This window comes from Acetobacter fallax, from assembly GCF_011516735.1.
Lineage (GTDB): Bacteria > Pseudomonadota > Alphaproteobacteria > Acetobacterales > Acetobacteraceae > Acetobacter > Acetobacter fallax.
This window is the reverse complement of sequence record NZ_WOSX01000160.1, coordinates 1-558: the sequence shown is the minus strand read 5'-3', so window position 1 is coordinate 558 and position 558 is coordinate 1. Positions and strand designations below refer to the sequence as shown.

Below are 558 nucleotides of genomic sequence, written 5' to 3'. Positions count from 1 at the left end.
CTGCCTGTTCAGCGGCAGATGCTGGAGATACTTGTCGCACAGAATGCCCGCCAGCAGTTCTGGCCCTGCACGCCCCCGTGAGATCGGGTAGAAAGGCGCTGGTGGCTGGGTGATGCTCTCGCAGTCCCGACAGGTGAACTTCTCCCGCACCGTCTGGATGACCTTGAACTGGCGTGGGATCACTTCCAGCGTCTCAGTGATGCTTTCGCCCAGTTTACTCAGGCGCGTCCCGCCACAGCACGGACACTGTGTTGGCGCAGGAAGAACCACCCGTTCGCGTGGCACGTCGGCGGGTAAGGGTTGCCGCCCCCGGTTAGTCCGCGGTGCTGTTGCACGGACAGCGAGGTCCGCCGCATTTTCGAACGCGTCTTCGGCTTGCGTTGTTTCCAGCTCCTCCAGCTCAAGTTCCAGCTGGTCCAGCAGGCGCCGTCCCCGTTCCGATGACGCCCCGAAGCGGTCCTGACGCATCCGTGCAATAAGATGTTTAAGATGGGTAATCTGCGCTTCAGCGCTGACTGCTCGGGCTTCAGCGTCTGTGGCCCGGGTTTCGGCAGCACG

The 558-nt window shown here is 62.4% G+C and carries 1 protein-coding gene; it reads right to left on the bottom strand.

Annotation, left to right across the window (positions count from 1 at the left end):
• The coding region (locus GOB85_RS19900) for an IS66 family transposase zinc-finger binding domain-containing protein (RefSeq protein WP_173578886.1) at window positions 1-558 on the bottom strand (558 nt) is incomplete at both ends.